The sequence below is a fragment of the Microbispora amethystogenes genome, assembly GCF_016863015.1.
GTDB classification, from domain to species: domain Bacteria; phylum Actinomycetota; class Actinomycetes; order Streptosporangiales; family Streptosporangiaceae; genus Microbispora; species Microbispora amethystogenes.
Map to the genome: position 1 here is coordinate 122,173 of NZ_BOOB01000019.1, position 18,793 is coordinate 140,965.

Here is an 18,793-nt window from a genome sequence, read left to right on the forward strand (position 1 = left end):
AATCGCCGGTAGCATCAGATAATCTGATTGTATGAAGGTGATGACCGCCACCGAGGCGTCCCGAAGCTTCGCGACCGTCCTGGACGAGGCCGAGCGCGGAGAGACGATCGTGGTCACCCGTGGTGGGAGGCAGATCGCTGTGATCGGTCCTGCCCCCGCGGCCCCAGGTCGTATGGTGAAGGCGTTTCTGGCGAGAAGCGCGGGGAGCCTGGACGACGATTTCGAGACCGACGTGGCGGCGGCCCGGGAGATGGTCCGAGACGAGATGAGGGCCACGTGGCCCGACGCCTGATTCTGGACACCGGGGTTCTGATCGCCGCCGAGCGGGGCAAGGCGTCCGTGGACACGGTGATCGGGGACGCGGATGACATCGCGATCGCGGCGATCACGGTGGCCGAGTTGCTGGTCGGTGTGGAACTTGCCGACGAGACCAGGCACGCGCCCCGGCAGGCCTTCGTGGACGAAGTTCTCGCGTTGATTCCAGTGGAGGAGTACACCACGGACGTCGCCAGGATCCATGCGCGTCTCATGGCGCATGTCCGGCGACAGGGTAAGGCACGAGGAGCGTACGACCTGCTGATCGCGGCGACGGCCGCCGCGACCGCGAGGACTGTGATCACGATGGATTCCTCGGCCGCGTTCGACGATCTTCCCGGTGTGCGCGCTCAGGTCGTTCCCCGCTGATTCGCCGGTGACATCCCCTGCCGGAGGTTCGGATGGAGCTGTGGGAGCGCTCCGGGCAACTGGAGCTTCTCGGTGGTCTGCTGCGCGAGACCGCCCACGGCGGCCGCGTGGCGGTGGTGGCCGGCGAGGCCGGGATCGGCAAGTCCGTGCTCGTGACCGAGTTCGCCCGGCGGTGCGGACCGGCGGCGTGGGTGCTCTGGGGTGGCTGCGACCGGCTGATCACCCCCCGGGCGCTCGGCCCCCTGCACGACATCGGCCGCCAGACCGGAGGCGCGCTGGCCGAGCGGCCGAGCGGCTGAGCGCCGGCGCCACCCGGGAGGAGCTCTTCACGGCGTTCCTGGACGCGATCTCCGGCCCCGCGCAGCGCCCGCGCCCGGTCGTCGTCGTGGAGGACGCCCACTGGGCCGACGAGGCCACGCTCGACTGGCTGACCTGGTCGGCCCGGCGGATCGGACGGACGCCGGTCCTGTTCGCGGTGACCTACCGCGACGACGAGGTGGGCGCCGAGCACCCGCTGCGCGGCGCCCTCGCGACCCTGCCCAGCGCGATCACGCGACGCGTGGCGCTGCCGCCCCTGTCGCGCGCGTGCGTGGCGGAGCGGGCCCGCCTGACCGGGCGGGATCCGGAGCCGGTCCACCGGTTGTCCGGCGGCAACCCGCTGCTGGTGACCGAGCTGCTGAAGGCGGAGGGGCGGGCGGCGCCGGCCACCGTACGGGACCTCGTCCTCGACCGGCTGCGGTTGCTGCCGCGGCCCGCCCGGGAGCTGGCCCACCTGGTGTCGGTGATCCCGACCCGCGCCGACGCCGCCGTCGTGGCGGGAGCGCCGGACCTGGTCGACCTGTGCGTCGACGCGGGGGTGCTCGTGCCGTCCGGCGACGGTGTGGCGTACCGCCACGAGTTGCTGCGCGGCGCGGTGGAGGAGTCGCTGTCGCCCGCACGCCGCGCCGCGCTGCACCGGCGGGTGCTGGGCACGCTGGCCGGAACCTCCGGAGTCGACCCGGGCCGTCTGGTCCACCACGCGACGCGAGCGGGCGACGAGGCCGCCGTCCTGCGGTACGGACAGGTCGCGGGGGCCGACGCCGCCCGGCAGGGCGCCCATCGGGAGGCCGCCGGGTACGCCGACCGGCTGCCGGCCCCGCGACGAGCCGAGCTGCTGGAGGCCTACGCGTTCCAGGCGTACCTGGCCGGGCTGGCCGAGGAGGGGTTGCGGGCCCGGCGGGCGGCGCTGGCCGTACGCGAGGAACTGCGCCAGCCCGGACCGGCCGGGGAGGACCTGCGCTGGATCTCCCGGCTCGCCTGGTGGGCGGGGGACGCGCGGCAGGCCTGGGAGGCGGCCGAGCGGGCGGTCGCCGTTCTGGAGACCGAGCCGCCGGGCCGGCCGCTGGCCATGGCCTACAGCAACCGCTCCCAGTTGCACATGCTCGCGGGCGAGCGGGAGGCGGCGGTCTCGTGGGGGGAGCGGGCGCGCGCCCTGGCCGTCCGGCTGGGCGATGTGGAGACCTCCGTCCACGCCGAGATCAACGTGAGCACCGCCCGGCTCGTGGGCGGTGACGCCAGCGCGGCCGCGGCGCTGCGGGAGGTGCACGAGCGCGCCTCGGCCCTCGGGCTGGCCGACCACGCCGCCCGGGCGCTCGTCAACCTGGCGACCACGCTGGTGCAGCTCGCCGAGTACGAGGCCGCCGCACCGGCGGTCGAGCGCGCGCTGGCGTACGCCACGCAGCAGGACCTCGACGGCTACCTGCAGTATCTGCTCGGCGTGCGGGCGGGGGTGCGGCTGGCGCGTTGCGACTGGGCCGGCGCTCTGGCCGACGCGGACGCCGCGCTGGACCGGCCGGTCAGGGACGGGGTCGCCGTGGTCCCCGCGCTGCTGGCGCGGGGCCGGATCCAGGCGGCCCGGGGCGACCGCGAGGCGCGGGCCACGCTCGACGAGGCCGCCCGCCAGGCCGAGCGCACCGGTGAGGTGCAGCGGGTCTGCCCAGTGGCGGCGGCCCGCTCGGAGTGCTTCCTGCTGTACGGCGACCCAAAGCGGGCCGCCGAGGAGGCCCGGCACGGCCTGGACCTGGCCGTCCGGGCCCGCCACCCGGTGTACGCCGGGGAGCTGACCTACCGGCTGTGGCGGGCCGGCGAGACCGGGCTCCCCCGTGTGGAAGCCGGGCCGTACCGGATGATGATCGACGGAGACTGGGCCGGCGCGGCGGCGGAATGGGCCCGGCGCGGGGCCGCGTACGCGCGCGTCGAGGCGCTGGCGGGCGGTGACGCGGGCGCCGCGGCGGAGGCCCTGCGGGTCCTCGACGAACTGGGGGCCACGCGGGCGGCGGGCGGCGTGCGGGCCGAGCTGAGAAGGCGAGGTCTCACCCGCGTGCCGCGCGGCCCTCGCCCGGCGACGGCCGCCAACCCCGCCGGCCTCACGCCGCGCCAGGCGGAGGTGCTCGCGCTGGTGGCCGAGGGGCTGACCAACGCCGCGATAGCCGCGCGCCTGTCGTTGTCGGTCAAGACCGTCGATCACCACGTCTCCGCGTTGCTGGGCAAGCTCGGGGTGGCCACCAGGGGTCAGGCGGCCGCGGCGGCGCGCCGGCTGGACCTGACCGGGAAGCCCGCAAATTAGGGAGTTCTCCCCAGTCGCGGATCGTCGCGGGGACCTACCGTTCCGCGCGAAGACGCGAAGACCCGAAGACGCTGTCCCAAGGGGGAGACATGAGCTATCTCGGCACACCTGACGAATCACCCCTCTACGAAGCGGAGCGGTCCGCCCGGGGGTACGTGCCCAACTACCTGAGGGTGCTGGCGCTGCGGCCCGAGGTCTATGAGGCGTGGCTGCGCCTGGGGGAGGCGGTCAGGGAGGGCATGGACCTGCGCCGCTACGAGCTGGTCACGCTGACGGCGGCCCGCCGCCTCGGTTCCTCGTACTGCGGTCTCGCGCACGCGGCCGTGCTGCTCGAACGGTTCTACGACGACGCGGAGTTGCGCTCGATCGTGGCCGACCACCGCGATGCGGGGCTGGCACCCACGGATGTCGCGGTGATGGACTTCGCGGACCGCGTCGCCGCGGATCCCACCGGTGTGACCGAGCGGGACGTCGCGGTCCTGCGCGAGCACGGACTGGACGACACCGACATCCTCCAGGTCGTGCTCGCCGTCTGCCTGCGCCGGTTCTTCAGCGGCGTCCTGTCCGCGGTCGGCGCCGTCCCGGATCCGGTCTTCGACTCGCTGCCCGCGGGTGTCCGGGCCGTTCTGGAAGGGACCGGCGAGGCCTCCCCACCCGGCGCCTGACCCGGACGTCCCGGGGCCGTGGTGCGCCGGGTCCGCCCCTCCAGAGCCCGGTCATGGCAGCTTCGCGCGAAGTATCCCGAAATATGGGATTTGTCATGATTTCCTGTTCGTTCACCCCCGCTCCATGATTGCGAACCGATCCGTTTCGCCTGGCGTGATTTCTGTGATCAGCACTCTCAAGAACCACGCGAAACGGCAGAAACATGACGCGCAGCAGCGCAATCCGAACACCCCGCTGGCCCGGTGCCGTCACCGTGCTCGCACTGACGGCCGGCGCACTCGCCGGCACCCCGGCTTCGCCGGCCGCGGCAGCCGGCGAGAACCGGCCGGCCTACCTCGGCAAATCCCTGTACACCGGCGAGTTCCACGCGCACACCTCCGTGAGCGACGGCGTCAAGCTGCCGCCGGACGCCTACGCGCACGTCCACGGCCAGACCGACGCCGACTTCTTCGCGGTGTCCGAGCACGACGTCATGTGGGACATCCGCAACGGCGACGACTTCGCCGAGAGCTGGCGGGACGCCGACTCGGCCGAGTGGCGCTACCTGCACGAGACCGCCGACAGGTTCAACGCCGGCCAGAAGGACCTGGTCGCGGTCCCCGCGATCGAGAACACCTGGTACGACGGCACCGGCCACATCAACGTGTTCAACAGCGACTGGCACGTGACGGCCCGGGCGACCGAGAAGGGCAGCGTCGACGGGTTCGGCAACGTCTTCGGCACCGGTGACATGAAGTACGACTACTTCACGTTCCTGGCCCGCCTGAAGCGGGACCCGGACGCGATCGGCCAGTTCAACCATCCGTCCACGAAGGACAAGGGCGACTTCTTCGGATTCAAGGGCCTCGACCCCGCCGCCGACGACCGGATGGAGCTCATCGAGGTCAAGTCCGCCGACGCGGTGGGCGAGTTCCAGAAGGCGCTCGACGCCGGCTGGCACCTGGCCCCGACCTGGAACGGCGACGAGCACTCCGCGACCTGGGTGTCCGGAAATCCGTCGATCACCGGCGTGTGGGCCGGGGGGCACTCCCTCGACGCCCTGTACGCGGCGATGCGGGACCGCAGCCTCTACTCGACGGCCGACACCAACGCGGTCCTCGGGTTCGGCGGCAACGGCAAGCTGATGGGCTCGATCCTGCCCGGCGGCACCGCCACCCTGGACGTCGAGGTCCGCCTCACCGACCCGGACGCCAAGGACTCCTTCACCTCCGCGCGCCTCGTCACCAACGGCGGCGCCGTCGCCCACGACTTCGGCACGATCAGCGGCGACGACCTGACGCTGAAGACGAAGCTCGACGTCCGGGACGGCGACTTCTACTACGTCCGCGCCGACCAGGCCGACGGCAACTTCCTGGTCTCCGCCCCGATCTGGATCGGCGGGACCACCCGCGGCGCGAACTACGCCCCGGTGATCACCGTCCCGGCCGGCTTCCCCGCCACGGCGCGGTACGGCGACACGGTCACGCTGCCGCAGGCGACGGCCACCGACGACTCCGGCACCCGGCCGGCGATCGCCTACGAGGTGTTCGACTCCGCGGGCGTGGTGCCGGTCTCCGGCGGCGCCTTCCGGATCCGCTCGTACGACGACGCGTTCGTGGTCGTGAAGGCGACCGACAACCTCGGCAACACCAACGCCGAGCTGCTGCGGATCCAGGTGTCCCAGCAGGCGCCGGACTCGGCGGGCGTCTTCCGCTTCGGGAGCAACGCGGCCGTGGGCGAGAAGCCCGGCTCCGCCGGCATCGCGGTCACCACCGACCGGGTCGTCGAGCGGGTCTACGCGCAGGTCCTGCCCGAGGGCGCCGGCGACTGGTCCACGGCGCCGGTGCTGACCTCGGCGAACGACCGGCCGTACGAGGTCGACACGGTCGGCAACGGCGAGCCCGTCTACCAGCACTCCATCACGGGTCAGACGCTGCGCTCGCACGAGTTCCGGCTGACCGGGCTGAAGGTCGGCACGACCTACCGGTTCCGGTTCGGGGTGGCCCGCGACGGCCGCGCCCCCGTCCCCGCCGACGCGGCGGCCTGGACCGGCGTACGCGGCGAGTTCCGCGCGGGCGGTGCCAAGGGGGAGCCCGTCTACATCCTGGGCGACGTGCAGGTGCCCGACGGCAACGCCGAGGACCTCAAGCTGCCCGGGCGGGTGCTCGACCGGCTGAGGAACGAGACGCCGGGCGGCGGCACCGTCGTCCAGGTCGGCGACCTCGTCGACCGCGGCGGCCGGGGCGAGAAGTGGGCCGAGATCCACAGATCGTTCCTGTCCACGCTCGACCTGCAGTACGCGGGCCTGGTCGGCAACCACGAGACGTACGAGGACCTCGACTACGACGCGGTCGGCGGGCAGCCGGGGGCGATCTTCACGAACACGTTCGCGCTGCCGCGCAACGGCGTGATCGGCGAGAGCAACTACTCCTTCGACCGCGGTGACATCCACTTCTCCGTGCTGAACTCCAACGCGCGCCTGGACGAGCAGCTGGCCTGGCTGGTCGACGACGTGCGCGCCTCGGACGCGGCGTGGAACGTCGTCGTCGGGCACTTCTCCTACTACGGCGGCCAGCACGCCGACGACGGTGGGATGGACATCGACCGGGACAAGGTCACGCGCGTCCTCGACCGGCTCGGCGTCGACCTCTACGTCGGCGGCCACGACCACGTCTACAAGCGGTCCACGATCTACGACGGACGCCTGGCCACGACCCCCGAGGAGGAGGTCGCGGGCACCACGTTCGTGACGATGGGGTCGTCCGGCCCGAAGTTCTACGACAACCAGAAGTTCTGGTGGGACGACAAGGTCTTCGACGAGAACGTCCAGATGGGCGGCGTCCTGAAGGTGACCGACGCCGGCCTGCGGCTGTCGACGTACACGATCGACGGGCGCCTCGTCGACGAGGTGACCGTCGCCAAGCCGCACGGCTCCTGGAAGATCTCCTCCGCGGACATCGAGAACCGTGAGCTGAAGGGCGTGGGCCTGCTGTCCTCTCCCGGCAGCCTCGACAAGATCACCGTCATGGCCGCGACGTACGACAACGCGCGGCAGCGGATGACCGCCGTGCGCACCCTCGACGTCACGCTCGACCACCGCGGCCGCGAGCAGTACGTCCGCTTCGGCACCCCGCTGCCGGTGCCCCCGAGCGCGACGGTCAGGCTGTTCACGTGGGACTCGCTCGCGTCCGGAAAGCCGCTCCGGCCGGCCGTGACCCTGCGCGAGGGCCTCGCCGGTGAGGGCAGCGAGCAGTCGCCGTACCTGATCGACTCTCCCGACGACCTGGCCAAGGTCGACAACGATCCGGCCGGTCACTACCGGCTGACCGCCGACCTGAACCTGACCGGGCTCGGCCGCGCCCAGATCGGCCGTACGACCACCTTCACCGGCGTCTTCGACGGCGACGGGCACGTCGTCTCCGGGCTGGCCGCCCTGGCCGGCCAGGGCCCGGGCCTGTTCGCCGACAACCACGGCACGATCGAGGACCTGGTGGTCCAGGGCGACGTCACCACCGACCGTACGACCGCCGGTCTGGTCGCCGACGCCAACCACGGCACGATCCAGCGGGTCCGCGCCGACGGGTCGCTGACCGCGAACAGCTACGTCGGCGGCATCACCGGCCACCAGTTCGGCACCGTCCGCGACAGCGTGTCCACGGTGAACGTGCGCGCCACGACGCAGTACGCCGGCGGCGTCGTCGGCGTCTCCGTCGGCGGGTCGGTCACCGAGAACGTCCTGGCCACCGGCGCGGTCGTCGCGAACGGCGCGTCCGCGGGCGGGGTGGCCGCCTACGGCTACACCGACACCCAGGTGCGTCACACGGTTGCGCTGAACGCGAACATCTCCGCGTCGAGCTACGCGCACGCCATCGTCGGCCGCGTCTACACCGGGCAGACCGCCACGCTGGAGGACAACCACGTCAGCCGGTCCGTGCCGATCAGCGGGCAGTCGCTGACCGACCCGCCCGCGGCCGGAAACCCGAAGGGCAACGTGGTCGCGCCCGCGGAGATCCAGAAGCAGACCTTCTACGAAGGCCGCGGCTGGGACTTCACGACCGTCTGGCAGTGGAACGACGTCGCCAGGCGCCCGACCCTGCGGACGGCGCCCGAGACGCTCGAACCGGCCCCGGGGCCCGGGCTGCCGGTCGACGAGCGCGGCTTCCACGTCGTCGACAGCGTCGAGGACCTGATCCTGATGGGCAGGCACCCGTCGTACGACTTCGTGCTCGCCGCCGACCTCGACCTGACCGGCACGCCGTTCACCAGCCTGCCCGGTCCGTTCACCGGCGAACTGGACGGCGCCGGCCACACCGTCAGGGGCCTGACCTCCACCACCGGTGGTCTGTTCACCCAGATCTCCGGGCACGTCCACGACCTCGCGGTTCTGGACGCCAAGGTGGACACCACCGCCGCCCGCGCCGGGATCCTCGCCAACAGCAGCACCGGCGCGGTCGAGCGCGTGTGGGTCTCCGGGTCGGTGACCGCGGGCTCACGGGCGGGTGGCCTCGTCGGCGATTCGCAGGGCGTCGTACGCGACGCCTACTCGACGGCGGACGTGCACGTGCGCACCACCGAGGCGGGCGGCGTGATCGGCGTGGCCCTGGCCGGCTCCACCACGGAGCGGGTCTTCTCCACGGGCGCCGTCACCGCGGACTCCCGCAACGACGGCGGCGTGGCCGGCTACGGCTACACCGGCACCACCATCCGCGACTCGATCGCGCTCAACCCGACGGTCACCGCGCCGTCCTGGGCGCACCGCTTCCTGGGCCGGGTGCTGGCGAACAACGTCGCCACGCTCGTCAACAACTGGGCGGCCGAGACCGTGACGGCGAAGTCGCAGACCGAGACCGCGATCGGCCCGGCCACGCTCAACGGCGCCACCGCGACCCGGGACGAGGCCGGCGGCCAGGCCTTCTGGGCGGACCGGCTCGGCTTCGACTTCGCGTCGGTCTGGCAGTGGGACGCCGGCCTCGGCCGGCCGGTCCTGCGCGGTACGGCGGCCTCCGCCGCCAAGGCGACCACGGCGACGGTGACACCCGCGACCACGGCGACGTCCGGGGCCGGGGCGACCGCGACTTCCGGGGTCGAGGCGACCGCGGCCTCGGAGGAGACCCGCGCCGAGGCGGGAGAGACGCGGACCGTCGCGCCGGCCGCCACGGTCCCGCCGGCGGCCGTGGCCGCCGATACCGGCGGCATCCGCCACGAGGCGGTTGTGAACGACGACGGCACCGTCACCGTGACGGCGTCCGCCGGGACCGCCGCGGCCGCCGAGCAGATGTCGTTCCTCCTGCTCAAGGCCGGCGCCCCGGCGTCGGCTCCGGCCGAAGGCGACATCGCCTATCTCGGAGAGGCTCCCCTCGACGAGCAGGGCGGCGCGGCGCTGACCGTGCTCCTGGACAAGCCGGACGGGTCGACCCTCGCGCTCAACACCTCGGGTGCCACGGCGCGCTATGTCGCCTCGCTCCTTCCGGAGGAGCCCGGGGAGATCCCGGCGATGAGGGTGCTCCACGACACCGTCACGGCCACGGTCAAGACGAAGGGGAACGCCCCCGCGCAGACGACGATCACCCTGGTCTGCACGGGTGCGGACAAGTGCCAGGAGCAGGTGGCCGTCACCCATGACGGCCACCCTGTCGACGCCAAGAAGGTCACGCTCCAGCCCGGCAAGACCCGGGACCTGCAGCTCGACCTCCGCGACGAGGCCCGCGCCGCCCTCCTCGCCGGCAGGCCGATCACCCTGGAGGTCCGGATCGGCGCGGCTCCGGCGGTCCGGGTGACCGTCACGCCGTGACGCACTCACCGCGGAGGCCCCGGCCTCCGCGGTGATCACATGATCCTCGGCGCCCGCGGCCCCGTCCGCGGGCGCCGAGGGCTCTGTGCGACCAGCCATCGAACGCTGGCGTACGGGTAAGGGATGCGGAGGTCGATCCCTATGTAGCGTTCTTACATGGCCCCTGATCCACGGATCACCATGACGGTCGCACGGGTCCTCAGAGCGTTTCTCGACGACCCGGCGGAATCGCGTTACGGGTTCGAGCTCATGCAGCTCACCGGTCTGCAGAGCGGGACCCTCTACCCCATCCTCGCCCGTCTCGAAGAAGCGGAATGGCTGGAATCCCAGCGGGAGGACATCGACCCACATGTCCTCGGCCGCCCCGCGAGGAAGCTTTACCGCATCACGCGGACGGGCGCCACGCTTGCGCGGCAGGAACTCGCCCTGATCAGTGAGCGGCTTCGTCCCCCATCAGGAAAGTTCTCCCAGTCCCTTCGGCCGCAGGGGGGACAGGTATGAGTGTGCTGGTGAGCATCTGCGGCTTCCTCCTCGGCAGTCTCGTGCTCGGCGTCGCCGTCGAACTGGCAGCACGAGAGGTCGAGGGCCGCCTCGATCAGGTGCCATGGCTGATCTTGCGGCTCGCTCGCCGACGCCTCCATCCGGAGATCCGCGACGAGGTTTTCGACGACGAGTGGGCCCCCGAACTCCACTTCATCCTGCAGAGCAGTGGCGGACTGCCTCTCACGCGCTTCGTTCGCGGAGCACGGTTCGCGTTCGGTCTGCTGATCGGCGCGTCTCTGATCGGCGCCGCGAAGAAGCCTGGTGGGAAGCGGCGAGGATCCCTCGCGGTCCTGGTGATCGCCGGCTCCGGCATCTGTGCCTTGGCGTCGCTGTCGTTCGACCTTCTCACCGGTGAACCCCAGCACTTCCTCATCGCCTTCGTTCTGGCCGTCGCACCGGTGCCGGTCTTCCTCGCGGCGGTGCTGCTCCTCAACCGCTTCTCCCCGGAGCCTCGCGTCAACCTGGTCATCGCGTTCACCTGGGGCGCGGGCACCGCCGCCCTGCTCGCGGGCCTCCTCAACTCGCTGAATTTCAGGTATCTGCCCGACCTGCTGGGCGAATCGGCCGCCGACGCGCGCGACCTCATGGCGATGGTCGGGGCACCGCCTGTGGAGGAGACGCTCAAGGGGTTGGTGCTGGTCGGGCTACTGTGGTTCCGGCGGAAGGACCTGTACAACCTCTCCAACGGAATCGTCTACGCGAGCATGGTCGGCCTCGGGTTCGCTATGTCGGAGAACGTCAGTTACTACGAGTCCGCGCTGCAGGAGAACGGCGCCCAGCGCCTGGTGGCCACAGTCGTACTACGCGCCGTGCTTTCGCCGTTCGCCCATCCGCTGTTCACCTCGCTGATCGGGATCGCCGTCGTCTACGCCGCCCGGCGCCGACGCGCGGCCGGGATGGTGGTGGTGGTCGTCGTCGGCTGCGGGTGGATCGGTGCGACGGTCCTGCACAGCCTCTGGAACGGCTTCGCCCGGTTGCTCGGGGTCGAGGGGCTGGTGATCGCGTACGTCATCCTGATGCTGCTGTTCGTCGCCGAGCTTGCGCTGGTCAGGTGGGAGAGAAGACGCATCGTCGGGCTGCTCTACACAAACCTGCCGGGCTACGAGCGCAAGGGGCTGATCAACGAGGCGGACATCTTCATGCTGACGTCGCTGCGCCGGCGGCGGCACGCCCGAGCCTGGGCCAGGGAGCACGGCGGCCGGGCGGCGGCGAAGGCGATGAGTGACTACCAGCTCAGTTCGACGAGGTTGGGACTGCTCCACGATCAGGTGGCGCGGGGCGCCATCGACGACGACCATTTCCGTGCCATGGAACCGGCGCTCTCCCAGGAGATGGCCGACGCCCGGAGGTTGTTTCCCTCACCTCGATCAGCATGGTTCGGCCCGTCGGACCGCCGCCCCGAACCCCGTCTCGGGTGACCCGCTCCACCGGCCGGCGTCGGGCACGGACACCATGCTCCGCCGGACGCCATGACGTGACCGGCCGCTGGGGAGGGGTTTGACCCTGACACCGTGTCAGGTCGTAGACCGGAGGCGTCATGTTCACTATCGGAGACTTCGCCCGTCTTGGCCGGGTGTCCGTGCGTATGCTGCGGCACTACGACGCGCTCGGACTGCTCCGGCCCGCCAGGGTCGACCACGCCACCGGTTACCGCTACTACGAGGCGGGGCAGTTGTCCCGGCTCAACCGCCTGATCGCGCTCAAGGACCTCGGCCTGACACTCGAACAGGTGGGGCGGATCCTCGAGGAGAAGGTCGGCCCGGAGGAACTGCACGGCATGCTGCGGCTGCGCCGGGCCGAAGTGGCGGCGCGGCTGGCCGACGAGAGCACCCGGCTGGCCCGGGTCGAGGCGCGGCTCCGATTGATCGAAACGGAGGGTCTCATGTCCGTGGACGTCGTCGTGAAGAGTGTTCCCGCGGTCCGTCTCGCCGAGCTGAGCGGCATCGCGGAGAGCTACGAGTCAGACAAGATCAGCCCGGTGATCCAGCCGTTGTACGACGAGCTGTTCCGGCGCATCGAGGAGGCGGGCCTGACCGTCACCGGCCCGACGGTCGCCTACTACGAGCAGGTCCCCGAGGGGGTGCGGGTGCACGCGGGAGCCCCGGTGAACGCGGAGCCGGGCGGCGCCTACGACTTCGACATCGTGGGCCTGCCCGCGATCGAGCAGGCGGCCACCGTCATCCACCACGGGACCATGGACCAGGCGGACGCCACGACCCAGCGGCTCGCCCAGTGGATCGAGGAGAACGGCTACCGCAGTTCCGGGTTCGCCCGGGAGGTGTACCTCACGTACGGCTGCGGCGATCCGGCCACCTGGGTGACGGAACTGCAGGAGCCCATTTCCCGGGACGTTTAGCGGACGGGGAGCCGCCCCCTCGGGCGCCGTTCGAGACCCGTGGGCGTCGCTCGCAGCCGCCGGTGAGCCGCGTCGCCTCCCACTTCCGGAGGGCTGTGATGTCTTCGGCGACCCCCGCCCTTGGATCTATCCGGAAAGGCGGCGGATTACTTTCGATCGGGAGTGGTGTTCACTCCGCATTCCACGGTGCGTTCTTTTCCTGTGCCGGATTTTTACGGCGAACCTCGGGGAAACCGCACCGGTGTTTATCGATCGCGGGCCAGGGGACGGTGTTCGGCGAATCGCCCATTTCGGGCGAATCGCCAGATCAGGGAGGATGACATGAACGGATTCTTACCGTACCGCGATTCGACTCCGGCTGCCCGTGTCGGCGGCGTACGTGGCTGGCAGGCGGACATTCTCCGCGGTGAGTCGTAGCTGAGCGATTCGGCGAATCGGGGTGCTGCGGTGCGCAGAGGCCGCAGTGCCTCGATCCATGGGTCCGACGCATTCCGGGGGCGTTTCATGGCGCGCTTGTTCTACCCTGCCGCATATCGCGGCGACGTCGTGGAGGAGCTGTTCGGATTTCCGGTCTCCGATCCCTACCGGTGGCTGGAGAACGGCAACGACCCACGCGTACGGGAGTGGGCCGAGGCCCAGGACCGCCTCTTCCGGACCTGCCGCGCCGGGTGGCGTGAGAGGCGCTCGTGGGCGGCTCTGGTGGACCAGGTGTCGTCCTACGGCGTGTCGGAGCCTCCGATGGCGCGCGGCCCGTTCCTGTTCCTGACCGAGTGGCCGCGCGGAGACGAGCAGCGACGCCTTCTCGTCGTCGACGCCGAGGGGAACAGGCGGGTGCTGGTCGATCCCGTGCGGATCGACCCGTCCGGGCACACGGGGCTCCACGCCTGGTGGCCGTCCCGCGAGGGCGAACGCGTGGCCGTCCAGATGGAGGTCGCCGAACAGCCCGGCAGCGACATCGTGGTGCTGGACGTGCGCACCGGCGAGACGGTGGACGGACCGCTGCCGCGTGCCCGCAACACCTCGCTCGCCTGGCTGCCGGGAGGGGACGCGTTCTACTACGTCAGCCGGGTGCCCGACGAGGATCTCGCCCCCGGCGACACGCGCCTGCATCGGCGGGTGCGCCTCCACCGCATCGGCACCCCCGGCGAGCGGGACACGGTGGTGTTCGGCGGTGAGGACGCCCCCGACCACTACTACGGCCTCACGATCAGCGCCGACGGCCGGTTCATGGCGGTCACCGCGACGGCCGGGCCCGCTCCACGCAACGACGTGTACGTGGGCGACCTCGCCGACCCGGAGGCCCCGCGCTTCGGCGAATTCGTGGACGGCGAGGCCCTGGGCGCCCGCGTCCTGCCGCGCTTCCTCCCGGACGGCGATCTCCTGCTGGTGACCGACTACCAGGCTCCGTGTGGCCGCGTTTGCGTCGCCGGCCGGAACGACACCGGCCCGGCCGCGTGGCGCGAGCTCGTGCCCGAAGATCCCGAGGCGCCGCTGGACGAGTGCGTGGTGCTGGACGACCCGGCCCTCGCCCGGCCCCTGCTGCTGGTGGCACGCGCCCGCCACGGCACGTCCACCCTGACCCTGCACGACCTCGGGACCGGCCGTCCGCTCACCGACCTTCCCCTGCCCGGCGCGGGCGTCGTGTCGTCCCTGCGTACGGCCCTTCCGCACGGGCGCCGGGCGTGGTTCGGCTACTGCGACGCGACCACGCCTCCCGCCGTCTACCGCTACGACGGCGTCACGGGGACGATCGAACACGAGGCGGGCGCGACGGCCGGCCGTACCCCGGAGATCCGCAGCCGCGCCGTCCGTTACCGGGCGGGCGACGGCACCGAGATCCCGCTGTTCCTGTTCACCCCGGCCGCGTCCGCCCCGGCCGGGGAGCACGCGGGCCCCCGCCCGACCCTCCTGTACGGCTACGGCAGCTTCGGCATGCCGATGCGCCCGTGGTTCTTCCCGGTCGCGGCGGCCTGGGTCGCCGCCGGCGGGGTCTATGCCGTCGCCTGCGTACGCGGGGGAGGCGAGGAGGGGCAGTGGTGGCACGACGCCGGTCGCGGACCGCACAAACACCGTGCGATCAGCGACTTCAACGACGCCGCGGCCTGGCTGACCGGCAGCGGCGTGACGACCCCTGACCGGCTGGCGAGCTACGGGCAGTCCGCGGGCGGCCTGCTGGTCACCGCCGCCGCCGTCGAGCGGCCGGACCTGTACGCCGCGGTCGTCGCCGAGGGCCCGCTGTGCGACATGGTGCGGTACGAGCGCTTCGGCCTGGGACGCACGTGGACCGAGGAGTTCGGCACCGCCTCCGACCCCGGGCAGCTCGAATGGCTGCTGGGATACTCCCCTTATCACCACGTCACGCCCGGAACCTCCTATCCCGCGTTCCTGCTCACCGGCGCGGTGACCGATCTGCAGACCGGAGAGGCCCACGTCACCAAGATGTGCGCGGCCCTCCAGCACGCCACCGGCGGCGACCGGCCGATCCTCATGCGCCGGGACCCCGGCACCGCCCACGCCGCGTCTCCCGCGAGCAAGGAGCGCGCCCTGACCGCGGACATCCTCGCCTTCGCCGCGGAACACACCGGTCTCTCACCCGGTCGCCACGGCGACACGAGCCGGAGCGGCGACCGGCGGCCGGTGCTGGTGAACCCACCGGAGGGGACGTACGTTTCTGGGGCATGAGATTGCGAACGATCCTGCTCGTGGCGGTGTTGTCGCTGGCAGCGGCGTGTGGAGAAGCGACGTCGGCGACAACGGCGGCCCCCGCCGAGGACGGACCGGCCACGCCGGTCGCACTGTGGGGCGCCGAAGGCGGGTTCGTGACCCCGACCGTGAACGTGCTGCGTCCGCCCCGGGTGGTGCTGTACGCCGACGGCCTGGTGATCGCGGACGCGAGCAGGCAACTGAAGCTCACCGACGCCGAGACCGGCGAGACGGTCACGGCGATGGAGAGATATCTGACCGGGCAGCCGCCGACCGCGCGGCCCAGCCCCGGGGCGCCGTCGGTGGCGGACGTGCCGACCACCGTCCTCGCCGTACGGGGGAAGGACGGGAAGATGCGGGAGGTCCGGGCCGAAGCCCTGGAACAGGTCGCGGAGTTCTATCCAAAGGCGCTGCTGGACGCGAAGAAGCTGATGGAGGGCCTGGCGGCCCGCGCCGACGCGGAGGGCACCCCCTACACCGGCCCACGCGTACGTATGGTTGCCGAAGGGGTCGTCTCGGCGGAGGGCAAGCCGGCGCCGTGGCCCGCGAAGGTCCCCGAGCCCGACGGCCCGGCCGACCCGGTCTGGCGCAAGGACCTGGACGGCGAGACGGCGAGCGCGGTCGCCAAGGCCGTTCCCGCCGGGCAGGACCACGCCCGGCCGATCTTCAAGAGCGCTTCGGGGAAGGTGTTCGTGCTCTCCTGGCGATACCTGCTGCCCGACGAGTGATCCGCCGCCCGGCGGCCGGAACGGCCAGAGCCGTGACGACGAGCCCGCCGGCCGCGACCAGGACGAGCAGCGCCGCCCAGGGGATGGTCCAGGCGTGCGTGGTGCTCTCGACGGCGGCGAGCGGGGCGACCGAGCCCGACGCGTCGGCGAGCAGCGGGACGAGGGAGACCGCCGCCGTCAGCCGCAGCGCGGGAGCCACTCCGCGTACGGGCACCGTGACCTTCCAGGTCTCGCCCGGCAGCAGCGGGGGCGAGTCGCCGATCCGCCCCGCACGGGCGCCGAAGCGCCCGAAGGGGCCGGAAGTGGACACCTCCTGGCGAGCGGTGAGGACGGCGTTGCCGGTGTTCCGGATCGTGTAGGTGACGGTGGCGTCGCCCTTCCCGAACGGATCGGGCGTGCCGGAGTAGCCGACGCGCAGGCCCTCCACGGACAGGCTCGGCCTGAGCTCGCCACCCACGCGCAGCCGGATGCGGATGCCGAGACGCCGCCCGTCCGCCCCGGCGGTCCCGGCCGGGCTGGTGACGACGCCGCCCAGGTACTCACCGGGCGCGGCGTCGTCCGGCGGCGCGACCGTGAACGGCACCTCGGCCGACTCTCCGGGCGCGACCGTCACGTCGGGTCGTCCGGGGTGGACCCACGCGCCCACCCCGGACGGCGTCGCGTCCCTGCCGGCGAGGTCGAGCCTGCCCTGTTCCGTGGTGAACGCGTCCGCGGCGTACACGGCCAGGCGGAGCGGCGTCGTCCCGTGGTTGACGATCACGAGACCATCCTCGATCCGCCCTCCGGGGTCGAGGGTGTAGCCGTAGTTGCGCCGGCCCGACCCGAAGTCGCCGGAAGCCGTCGTCACCGTCCAGGAGACCTCGCCGTCCGCGGCCGCGGCGGGTCCCGTCCCCGCTCCGAGGAGGCCGATCGCGGCGAGCAGCGCCACGACGACGGTCCGGGCGAGGGCTTCGGCTGCCGTGGTCGTACGCGGTCCGGGGGAATGCATGTGGATGGTCCTCGGGTGGGTCGGGCTGCGCTGTGGAAGAAGCGTGGGGCGCGCTGCAAGCGTGCGGCGCCGTGGAAGCGTGCGGTGGGGCAGGCGCCGGAGGGCACCTGCCCCACCGGGGTCGAGCGGGCCGGATCAGCTCATCGTGACCGGCCGCGCGTCACTGTGGGGTCTACTGCAGCCAGTCGGACCCGGCCGCCGCCGGCCCGTCCTGCCCGCTCTTGCCCTCGTTCGTGTGGATCACGACCTTGTCGACGGTGGAGCCGACCGCCGGGGCGGTGGTGGCGCCGTTGTCCGGGCCGCACCACTTCACCTTGCCCAGCTCGACCGCCGCGTTGGGCGCGGCGCAGGTGCCGCTGCGGATGTTCTCGACGACCAGCTTGTTGCCGCGCATCTGGACCCGCACGTACGTACGGACGTGCTCCTGGTTCTCGACCGAGTTGGCCCAGTGGCTCTTGGGGTTCAGCGGGTCGGGGCCGAAGTCCGAGCCCTCGACCGGAGCGGTGAGGTCGTAGTACTTCGAGCCCGACGCGGAGTTGGCGGTCACGTAGACGACGCCGCCCGGGCCCTTGGACACCTCGGCGGCGCCGGGCTGCTCGTCCGCGTTCGCCTTCTGCCCGTTCTTGATCACGTAGCTGCGGGAGTAGCTGTGGTCGTGACCCTGCAGGACCAGGTCGACGCCGAGCTTCGAGAAGGCGGTCGGGAAGTCCTGACGGCGCACCTTGTTGTCGGAGTCGTTCGCGTGGGCGGCCGGGGAGTAGATCGCGTGGTGGTAGATGAGCACCGTGTGCTTGGCGCCGGCGCCGTGCTGCTTGACGACGTCGCTGATGTAGCCGATGTGCGCGGCGTCGGAGCCACTGGCGTACGCGTTGCTGTTGATGTCGATGAACAGCACGTTCTTGTACGTGAACCAGTAGTCGCCGCCCGACCGGGTCGCCGGGGTGCCGTTGTAGTACGGCGCGGACCGGTCGGTGTTCGGCGTCCAGAAGTGCTGCTCGTACGCCTTGCCGCCGACGTCGTGGTTGCCGATGGTGGCGGCCCACGGATACTGGCGCAGCTTGTCGGGGGCGAGGAACGCGTCCCACTGCGTCTCGGTGTTGGCGGTCTCGACCTGGTCGCCGCCCGAGACCAGCAGTTCGGCCTTCGGGTTGGCGGCGAGGGCGACGTTCAGGGTGTCCGCCCACCCTTCGCCGTCCTTCGCCGTGTTGCCGGACGAGCCGATCTGCGGGTCGCCGAAGAACAGGAAGTCGAGGTTGTTGCCGTTGAAGTCCTGCGTCGTGAAGGAGTACGCCGGGGACCAGTTGCCCTCCGCGCCGACCCGGTAGGAGTACGCGGTGTTCTGCTTCAGGCTGTCGATCGTCGCGTGCGCGTTGTAGCCGCCGTTGACGGTGTTGGCGGTGACCGTGGCGGAGTAGGTCACGGCGTTCGCGGGGAACTGTCCCTTGACGAGCTTGGACGTCGGCGCGACCTGGACCACCTGCGCGGTGCCGGTCGAGGAATACCACGACACGACGCGCTGCGTCTCGTCGGCGCCGACGCCGAGGACGATGCCGGTGAGCGTCGCGCTGTCGGCGTGGGCCGCGGTCGCCAGGCCGCCGAACACTGCGGTGGCGCTGAGAGCCGCCGCGGTGGCGCTGACGGCCACCCGGCGCAGCACCTGCCCGGAGCCCTTGGTCCCGTTGTCGAGCTTCATTACTTTCCATCCATTTAGGGGGAATTGGAGCGATTTGCACGCTTTCGGGGTTTCGTG

At 71.7% G+C, this 18,793-nt stretch carries 13 protein-coding genes; 11 read left to right on the forward strand and 2 right to left on the reverse strand.

Features of this window, described 5'->3' with window-relative positions:
• Nucleotides 1–31: 31 nt before the first annotated feature.
• From Mam01_RS15335 to Mam01_RS15385, 11 genes are all read left to right on the forward strand, one after another.
• On the forward strand, nucleotides 32–292 hold the full coding sequence (locus Mam01_RS15335) for a type II toxin-antitoxin system Phd/YefM family antitoxin (RefSeq protein ID WP_204285993.1): 261 nt from the start codon (nucleotides 32–34) through the stop codon (nucleotides 290–292).
• Entirely contained in the window at nucleotides 277–684 is a 408-nt protein-coding gene (locus tag Mam01_RS15340) for a PIN domain-containing protein (RefSeq protein WP_204285994.1), read from the forward strand. The genes Mam01_RS15335 and Mam01_RS15340 overlap by 16 nt, the downstream gene beginning before the upstream one ends.
• 32 nt (nucleotides 685–716) lie before the next feature.
• A complete protein-coding gene (locus tag Mam01_RS15345) occupies nucleotides 717–983 on the forward strand; it encodes an ATP-binding protein (protein ID WP_204285995.1) in 267 nt (88 codons plus the stop codon).
• An 86-nt stretch (nucleotides 984–1,069) separates the two neighbouring features.
• Nucleotides 1,070–3,289 carry a LuxR family transcriptional regulator gene (locus Mam01_RS37340; protein ID WP_204285996.1) on the forward strand — a complete coding sequence of 740 codons (2,220 nt, stop codon included), beginning with the start codon at nucleotides 1,070–1,072 and terminating at the stop codon, nucleotides 3,287–3,289.
• A gap of 89 nt (nucleotides 3,290–3,378) precedes the next feature.
• Nucleotides 3,379–3,954: a carboxymuconolactone decarboxylase family protein gene (locus tag Mam01_RS15355; RefSeq protein WP_204285997.1), complete on the forward strand. Its 576-nt coding sequence runs from the start codon at nucleotides 3,379–3,381 to the stop codon at nucleotides 3,952–3,954.
• A gap of 254 nt (nucleotides 3,955–4,208) precedes the next feature.
• Nucleotides 4,209–9,725: a metallophosphoesterase gene (locus Mam01_RS15360; protein ID WP_204285998.1), complete on the forward strand. Its 5,517-nt coding sequence runs from the start codon at nucleotides 4,209–4,211 to the stop codon at nucleotides 9,723–9,725.
• 156 nt (nucleotides 9,726–9,881) lie between these two features.
• Nucleotides 9,882–10,226, forward strand: coding sequence for a PadR family transcriptional regulator (locus Mam01_RS15365; RefSeq protein ID WP_150936546.1), 345 nt, complete (start codon nucleotides 9,882–9,884; stop codon nucleotides 10,224–10,226).
• A complete protein-coding gene (locus tag Mam01_RS15370) occupies nucleotides 10,223–11,686 on the forward strand; it encodes a PrsW family intramembrane metalloprotease (RefSeq protein WP_204285999.1) in 1,464 nt (487 codons plus the stop codon). Before Mam01_RS15365 ends, Mam01_RS15370 begins: the two co-directional genes overlap by 4 nt.
• Nucleotides 11,687–11,805: 119 nt before the next feature.
• Nucleotides 11,806–12,624: a MerR family transcriptional regulator gene (locus Mam01_RS15375; RefSeq protein ID WP_204286000.1), complete on the forward strand. Its 819-nt coding sequence runs from the start codon at nucleotides 11,806–11,808 to the stop codon at nucleotides 12,622–12,624.
• Nucleotides 12,625–13,128: 504 nt separating this feature from the next.
• Nucleotides 13,129–15,306, forward strand: a complete 2,178-nt coding sequence (locus tag Mam01_RS15380; RefSeq protein WP_204286001.1) for a prolyl oligopeptidase family serine peptidase — start codon at nucleotides 13,129–13,131, stop codon at nucleotides 15,304–15,306.
• Complete coding sequence (locus tag Mam01_RS15385; protein WP_204286002.1) at nucleotides 15,303–16,055, forward strand: hypothetical protein; 753 nt, start codon at nucleotides 15,303–15,305, stop codon at nucleotides 16,053–16,055. The genes Mam01_RS15380 and Mam01_RS15385 overlap by 4 nt, the downstream gene beginning before the upstream one ends.
• Here the strand turns inward: Mam01_RS15385 and Mam01_RS15390 are convergent.
• Nucleotides 15,994–17,043: a hypothetical protein gene (locus Mam01_RS15390; RefSeq protein WP_204286003.1), complete on the reverse strand. Its 1,050-nt coding sequence runs from the start codon at nucleotides 17,041–17,043 to the stop codon at nucleotides 15,994–15,996. The two genes, Mam01_RS15385 and Mam01_RS15390, sit on opposite strands and share 62 nt — an antisense overlap.
• Nucleotides 17,044–17,215: 172 nt before the next feature.
• A complete protein-coding gene (locus tag Mam01_RS15395) occupies nucleotides 17,216–18,736 on the reverse strand; it encodes a purple acid phosphatase family protein (RefSeq protein WP_204286004.1) in 1,521 nt (506 codons plus the stop codon).
• Nucleotides 18,737–18,793: the final 57 nt, after the last annotated feature.

What these genes read in the sequence shown, in the direction of transcription:
- Mam01_RS15335 (WP_204285993.1), top strand. Translation starts at nt 32, where the DNA reads ATGAAGGTGATGACCGCCACCGAGGCGTCCCGAAGCTTCGCGACCGTC.
- Mam01_RS15345 (WP_204285995.1), top strand. Translation starts at nt 717, where the DNA reads ATGGAGCTGTGGGAGCGCTCCGGGCAACTGGAGCTTCTCGGTGGTCTG.
- Mam01_RS15355 (WP_204285997.1), top strand. Translation starts at nt 3,379, where the DNA reads ATGAGCTATCTCGGCACACCTGACGAATCACCCCTCTACGAAGCGGAG.
- Mam01_RS15365 (WP_150936546.1), top strand. Translation starts at nt 9,882, where the DNA reads ATGGCCCCTGATCCACGGATCACCATGACGGTCGCACGGGTCCTCAGA.
- Mam01_RS15370 (WP_204285999.1), top strand. Translation starts at nt 10,223, where the DNA reads ATGAGTGTGCTGGTGAGCATCTGCGGCTTCCTCCTCGGCAGTCTCGTG.
- Mam01_RS15375 (WP_204286000.1), top strand. Translation starts at nt 11,806, where the DNA reads ATGTTCACTATCGGAGACTTCGCCCGTCTTGGCCGGGTGTCCGTGCGT.
- Mam01_RS15380 (WP_204286001.1), top strand. Translation starts at nt 13,129, where the DNA reads ATGGCGCGCTTGTTCTACCCTGCCGCATATCGCGGCGACGTCGTGGAG.
- Mam01_RS15385 (WP_204286002.1), top strand. Translation starts at nt 15,303, where the DNA reads ATGAGATTGCGAACGATCCTGCTCGTGGCGGTGTTGTCGCTGGCAGCG.
- Mam01_RS15390 (WP_204286003.1), bottom strand. Translation starts at nt 17,043, where the DNA reads ATGCATTCCCCCGGACCGCGTACGACCACGGCAGCCGAAGCCCTCGCC.
- Mam01_RS15395 (WP_204286004.1), bottom strand. Translation starts at nt 18,736, where the DNA reads ATGAAGCTCGACAACGGGACCAAGGGCTCCGGGCAGGTGCTGCGCCGG.